Raw genomic sequence first — 6,532 nt, 5'->3', positions numbered from 1 at the left:
CTTGAGCATATCCTTTTACCAAAGGCTTTGTCCGACCTGCTTATCAGAAGAAAACTTCCATAATCCTCGCGTACTCCTCCGAAAAAATTGTCCACTCGAAATGAACTATTGCATACAACGTTTAATGTATGGTTTGTAGCGGACAAGCACACAGTAAATGTTCCGTCACAGCCCAAAGTTAATAAACCAGCGTGAAATTCCGTTAGGAATTTCCGCCGCTATGAATTATACATCTTGTTATGCACTGGCCTTTTTTATTCAGCCGTTACTTTGCAAACTTACCTAAGCAAAGCGATGATTGCTTTCGTAACTATTTGCGTTATATTTTTTTCCATTCCCGCGATCGCTTTGCGACTTTGGGTTTAGCGATTACCAACACAAAATAGCGATGACCTTTATTCCGTCCGATGCTGATAGGGGAGAATCTTTGTGTCAGAACTTATTTTTATAAAAATACTCAGGTCTTTGACCATTACCCCGTCCGCTTATTCATTCTGCTTTTCAGATTCCACATGCTTGTGCATAATGTTAGGTGTAAGATGAGCTTTAGCGTCGTTGATCAAATCGTTTTGCGTAGCGATAGCGAAGGCAAACTATTTTATCAATGCAATCTTACACAATGTTGTGTGCTGTTTTTATTTTAATTTTTCATTGAGTCCAAAATTAATAATAAATTAAGGGACTGTTGTTCAGATTCGGTAGCATTTTAATCCCCAATTTTTTCGGAGTTACCCAAGCCTATGGAATATACATATCCATGTATGGTCTGTTGGCACAGGGAACTAAGATTCCGTTTTCATTCAGATTAGCCACACTACAATTCCACTTCAAATTTGACTTTGTAAAAATTTTTCGCGACCTTGAACAAGTATTTTATAACGTGCTAACGTTTGGATAGTGTAACTCTCCACGATACCATCGCAAAATACTTGGACAGATCCTTTTAGCAAAGTATTTGTCCGTTCTGCTTATCCGAAGAAAACTCCGTATTTTCCAGCGTACTCCTCCGAAAAAATTGTCCGATCGAATTGGGCAATAGCATACAACGTTAAATATATGGCAAGTGGGGCAGAAAACAAGCGATTATTTTCGGTTTAGCCACAAGCCAAAACTTTTGTATTTTGTTTTAATTTTCTTTTTTAATACCAAATCAAAAGATTTGGCGACTCTGCAAATAGACAATAACCTTTTGATTAAACACTAATCGCCCTATTTGCTATATATAGTGTTGTGTGTTCGTACTTTTTTATCTAATCGTTTCCCTAATTCCAGGATACATTTTTCCATTGAATCTAGTGCTTTCTTCTTCAGGGTGAAAATAATAAATCTGCTTTCTCTTTGAATCCCTATATGCATAGCAATTATCGAACAGTATTATTCCACTATTTTTTGTTTTCCAATAGTCAACTTTCGGAAACCATTCAGGTATAATATTTCCCACTAATTTTATTTGTGATTGGAAAATTCCAATGTAAGTTTTGTCTATATGATTTTCCTTATTAAAGATTGAATCATAAAGTTCCTCATTTTCGTAATCAAAAGCTCCAAATACACATTTTGTACTTAAATAGGATATGTTTTTTATATTCTGTGCGTCAGATTTTATTATTTCGACAGGAAACCAACCCGTCAATCTCGGATTTTCAATTTTATCGAATTCATTAAAATTCCTAAATTCTTGTAAATAATCTCCGTTATTACAAGACGTAAAAAACATCAGAACTATTATTCCGTAAAATTGTAAATTCAGATTAACATTCCTCAATTTCATTTAGTTTTGATTTTTTCTGGGTATGACACACAACATGTGAATATACCCAATGTGGTATATTTCCATTATATTCTTTACAAATCTAGTGGATTTTTGATCGATTGCAAATTGTTAGTCGCTACCTGAGCGTATATTTCTGTTGTTTTACTAGAACTATGACCCAATAAAACTTGTATATAGCGTAAATCTGTACCATTCTCTAAAAGATGTGTTGCAAATGAATGCCTCATCATATGTGGAGTAACTCTTTTGTATATCCCAGCCTTTTTGGCAGATTTTATAATGATGTTTTCTACACTTGTTGTACTATATCTGTTACCTTTTGGCCCTTCAAATAAGTACTTTTTGGGTTTCCATTCTTGATAATATAATCTTAAATCTTTTAGTAAATTTTCAGAAAGTAGAGTGTACCTATCTTTATTACGTTTTGCATTTTCTACTCTTATCAACATCCGTTTACTGTCAATGTCTACAATTTTTAAATCCAACAACTCACTTCTTCTTAATCCTGCTGAATATAAAAGGCTTACAATGCAACGGTGTTTTAGGTTATTGGTATGTTCAATAATACTAATTATTTCTTCTTTTGATAATACTTTAGGTAATTTTTGTTGTTTATGAGGTCTTTCTATTGCATAAAATCGATTCGGCATTTCCATCACTACTTCATAATAAAACTTAATACTATTGATAGCTTGATTTATATAACTATTAGATTTGTTTTGATGTATGAGTGATTGTAAATAGTTACGTATTTCATCTTCTGACAACTGGTTAATTTCTCTGTCTGAATACCTGTTTATGAATCTTTCGAATTGCGAAATGTAGGTTTTACAAGTGTTTATAGCATATCTTTTAAGCTCTAATTTTAATAGATATGCTTCTGGAACGTACCTAAAATTAGCTGTTTCAGCCCTTTTTCTATACCAATTAATGTCTACAACCTCATTCTCTCTAATCACTTTTTCCTTAAAAAAGAAATTACAATTAACCCAGGCAACACCTCTAAACTTCTCAAAAATCAAGTCTAAATTTTTCTTAGTATTAGCTATGTAAACCATCCCGAATTGCTCGCTCCACTTGGGATTTGGTAACTCTTTAATCAAAGCCTGGATCACTTTATCCGGGTAGAACTGCAAACCGATCATTTTTTGTTGATCGATCATTAGGTGCTTCAGCGTGATATGTTTGCTAATATGTTTCATGCATGTCAAATATGTTTGATTATATAACCAATCGCAATTAAAGCCATCGAATTAAACGTTTAATAAACGTTTAATTCGATGGATAGGTAACATTTTTAAAAATAATGACACTATCTTAGAAAGATGTTTTATGAAACGAAATTGTACCTATTGTAATGAGAAGCTTGAAGGAAGAGTTGGTAAAAAGTACTGTTCTTCTTATTGTAGATCGGCTTTTTATTATCAACAAAATAAAGAGAAAGAATATTCTTTGTTTAAAAAAATAGATCAACAGCTTAAGACAAACCGTAAGATTCTTAAAAATTATAATCGAGCCGGGCTTGTTACTATTCGCAAAGGAAAGTTGATTAAAGAAGGTTTTGATCCAAAGTATTTTACGCATTATTGGAAAAACAGCAAAGGACAAGTGTACCTTTTCTGCTATGAATATGGCTTTCTGGAGTTAAAGGATAATGCTAAAAGTAAATACCTTTTGGTGATTTGGCAATCGTATATGGATACTTCTTAAGTTTTAACAAAAACTGTTAAAAAAAATGCTCTTTTCGAAGCAAACTTGCCAAAACCCACTTCCAGCCCTAGGTGGGGGTACTTATATAAGTGGGTATTTCACAATTAGCACATCACTTGGGGTACTTATACAAGTGGGTGTATTCGTGTCAAAGGTTCGTTTGGGGTACTCCCAAAACAGGGTAAGGGTACTTCAAACAGAAACATGGCTAGGTATAAACAGAAGTGTCACTTGTGCCAGAGCTAAGTATCACTTGTGTTTGATACAGGACTGACCTCTGTTTTAGCATGGGGAGAGGTACTGTCCAGGTAGGAGGAGGGTAGTTCTTAAGTACCTCCTTTAGTTCAGGAAACGTTAATTTTTTAACAGTTTAGCTAATGTAATTCCAGATATTTTTATGCTTTGCGAGTTGCTGATATGTAAAGAGTAATACTTTATTCTTTTCCAGAGACAGCGATGGATCTTCTTTTAGAATTTTCATGGCATAATATCTGGCTGTTTTTAGGATATCGTTATCTCGAACAATATCAGCGATCTTTAGATTAAGAACTCCGCTTTGTTGCGTGCCCATAATATCTCCGGGACCTCTTAGTTTAAGATCTACCTCGGCAATATCAAAACCATCGTTGGTACGAACCATAGTCTCCAGCCTTGTTTTACTGTCCGATGAAAGTTTATGACTGGTCATTAGGATGCAAAAACTCTGTTCTGCACCACGACCTACACGACCTCGTAACTGATGCAACTGCGATAATCCAAAACGTTCTGCACTCTCGATAATCATCACACTGGCATTAGGCACATTGACCCCAACCTCAATCACAGTGGTCGCTACCATAATATTGGTTTCGCCTTTTACAAAACGCTCCATCTCATAATCTTTGTCGGCAGGTTTCATTTTACCGTGAACAATGGATATCTGATAATCCGGAGCAGGGAAGGAGCGAGCGATACTTTCATATCCATCCATCAAATCTTTATAGTCCAATGCTTCAGATTCTTGTATCAATGGGTATACGATATAAACCTGTCTTCCTTTTTTAATCTCATCGGCAATGAACTTAAATACTTTCAGACGATTACTATCATACCGATGTACGGTTTTGATAGATTTTCTTCCTGGTGGTAGTTCATCAATCACAGAGATATCCAGGTCTCCATAGAGACTCATTGCCAATGTTCTCGGTATTGGGGTAGCGGTCATTACCAGAATATGTGGTGGATAAGTGTTTTTATGCCAAAGTTTAGAACGCTGTGCAACTCCAAAACGATGTTGCTCATCAATAATAGCGAGTCCTAAATTTTTAAACTGTACTTTATCTTCCAGCACTGCGTGTGTACCAATAAGAATGTGCAGTGAACCTTCTTCTAATTCTTGATGAATTATACGGCGTTCTTTGGTTTTAGTACTACCCATTAATAGTTTCACATTGATATCAAGATCTTTGGTGAGTTCAGATATCCCCTGATAATGCTGATTTGCTAAAATGGCTGTTGGTGCCATTAAACAAGCCTGAAAACCATTGTCCATAGCTAACAACATGGTCATCAATGCCACAATAGTTTTTCCGGATCCTACATCTCCCTGTAATAATCGATTCATCTGTGCGCTACTACCAATGTCTTTTCTAATCTCTTTGATCACACGTTTTTGAGCATTGGTTAATTCAAACGGTAAGTGGTTGTTATAAAAATTAGTAAAGTGTTCTCCGACTGCTGTAAAAGGAAATCCTTTGATCTTTTGTTTGCGGATCAGCTTTTTAGTAATCAACTGTAACTGAATGTAAAATAGCTCTTCGAACTTTAAGCGATATTGTGCTTTCGCCAATAATTCTTGATTTTTCGGGAAATGAATATTGAGCATCGCTTCACCTTTGTGGATCAGTTTCAATTCTGATCGAATTTCTTCTGATAAGGTGTCATAAAATCGAGCTTTGGTATCCAGAAACAACTGTTGCACCATCTTACTAACCACCCGATTTGTAATTCCTTTGTTGGATAGTTTTTCGGTAGATGGATATACCGGTTGCATCATTACTTTCAGATTTTTTTCATGCTCAGAAAGTAGTTCCATTTCGGGATGTGGCATGCTATAACCATTGTAATACTTAGTCTTTCCAAAGATTACATAGGGCACGTTTATTTTAAGGTTTTCTTTAATCCATTTATGTCCTCTAAACCATACCAATTCCATTTCTCCGGTATCATCAATAAATTTGGCTACCAATCGTTTTCCGCGTTTTTGCTCTACTGTTTTAAGATGAACGATCTTACCCACGATCTGTACCTCTGCCGAGGTGCGTTGTAACTCATTGATTTTATAATAATGGGTTTTATCTATATATCTATTCGGAAATAAATTAACCAAATCCTGATAGGTATGAATCCCTAATTCTGTTCGTAACAAATCTGCACGAGAAGGTCCAACACCTTTTAGATAATCGATAGGAGTTTGTAAGATATTCGGATTCATTAGAGCGAAGATAAACTTCACTGTTTAAAGTTCAAAGTATCAATTTCGAAGTTTTGAGTGTATAATGATTATTTAGAGTTTGATTAGTCTTTGACAAAATAGATCGACGTATTTTTTAACAATTTGTTTTTCACAGTTTTAATTGTATTTAATTTTCGTCCTTTTTTCTTTGATTTGACTTTCTGTTCATTTTCTTTGCTTGCCCAAAGGAAACGAACCAACCTGTCCGCCGTACTTGCGTACTTTGGAAGGCGGGAAGGAAAGGCACTCCTTCGCACCACCTCGCCCACAGCTTACGCTATGTCGTAAGGTATTTTTCAGTTTTACTGAAAACCAGATTAGTTTTGCTAAAATCTTTCCAAGGCTTCAAGATTTTTTAACGCAAAACCAATCTTATACTGGTGAAAAAAGATTTTCAAAAGCTCTGTTTTGGAATGTCAATATATTCAGTGGATAAAATTTTTGTTGGATGTCTCAGACTGCCATCCAGTTTTTTAATTAAACTGTTTCATTAACGTTTCTTGATAAATACAATCAAGCAGTATATTATTAAAGATGAAAAGCTTTGTCACATA

At 35.0% G+C, this 6,532-nt stretch carries 4 protein-coding genes; 1 reads left to right on the top strand and 3 read right to left on the bottom strand.

Features of this window, described 5'->3' with window-relative positions:
* Positions 1-1,246: 1,246 nt before the first annotated feature.
* Positions 1,247-1,771: a hypothetical protein gene (locus tag ACFSR1_RS08405; protein WP_378291500.1), complete on the bottom strand. Its 525-nt coding sequence runs from the start codon at positions 1,769-1,771 to the stop codon at positions 1,247-1,249.
* Positions 1,772-1,845: 74 nt separating this feature from the next.
* Positions 1,846-2,976 (bottom strand): site-specific tyrosine recombinase/integron integrase, encoded by a 1,131-nt coding sequence (xerA, locus tag ACFSR1_RS08400; RefSeq protein ID WP_378291498.1) that lies wholly within the window; start codon positions 2,974-2,976, stop codon positions 1,846-1,848.
* A gap of 130 nt (positions 2,977-3,106) precedes the next feature.
* Between xerA and ACFSR1_RS08395 the strand changes: the two genes are divergently transcribed.
* Positions 3,107-3,484, top strand: coding sequence for a hypothetical protein (locus ACFSR1_RS08395; protein WP_378291496.1), 378 nt, complete (start codon positions 3,107-3,109; stop codon positions 3,482-3,484).
* Positions 3,485-3,854: 370 nt separating this feature from the next.
* Here the strand turns inward: ACFSR1_RS08395 and recG are convergent, their stop codons facing one another.
* Positions 3,855-5,957: an ATP-dependent DNA helicase RecG gene (gene recG / locus ACFSR1_RS08390; protein ID WP_378291502.1), complete on the bottom strand. Its 2,103-nt coding sequence runs from the start codon at positions 5,955-5,957 to the stop codon at positions 3,855-3,857.
* Positions 5,958-6,532: the final 575 nt, after the last annotated feature.

It is taken from the genome of Aquimarina rubra, from assembly GCF_042684305.1.
In the GTDB taxonomy this organism is placed as follows: Bacteria; Bacteroidota; Bacteroidia; order Flavobacteriales; family Flavobacteriaceae; genus Aquimarina; species Aquimarina rubra.
Note: the sequence above shows the minus strand (reverse complement) of the source record. Positions and strands in the feature narration are given on the sequence as shown.

What these genes read in the sequence shown, in the direction of transcription:
- ACFSR1_RS08395 (WP_378291496.1), top strand. Translation starts at nt 3,107, where the DNA reads ATGAAACGAAATTGTACCTATTGTAATGAGAAGCTTGAAGGAAGAGTT.
- recG (WP_378291502.1), bottom strand. Translation starts at nt 5,957, where the DNA reads ATGAATCCGAATATCTTACAAACTCCTATCGATTATCTAAAAGGTGTT.
- ACFSR1_RS08405 (WP_378291500.1), bottom strand. Translation starts at nt 1,771, where the DNA reads ATGAAATTGAGGAATGTTAATCTGAATTTACAATTTTACGGAATAATA.
- xerA (WP_378291498.1), bottom strand. Translation starts at nt 2,976, where the DNA reads ATGAAACATATTAGCAAACATATCACGCTGAAGCACCTAATGATCGAT.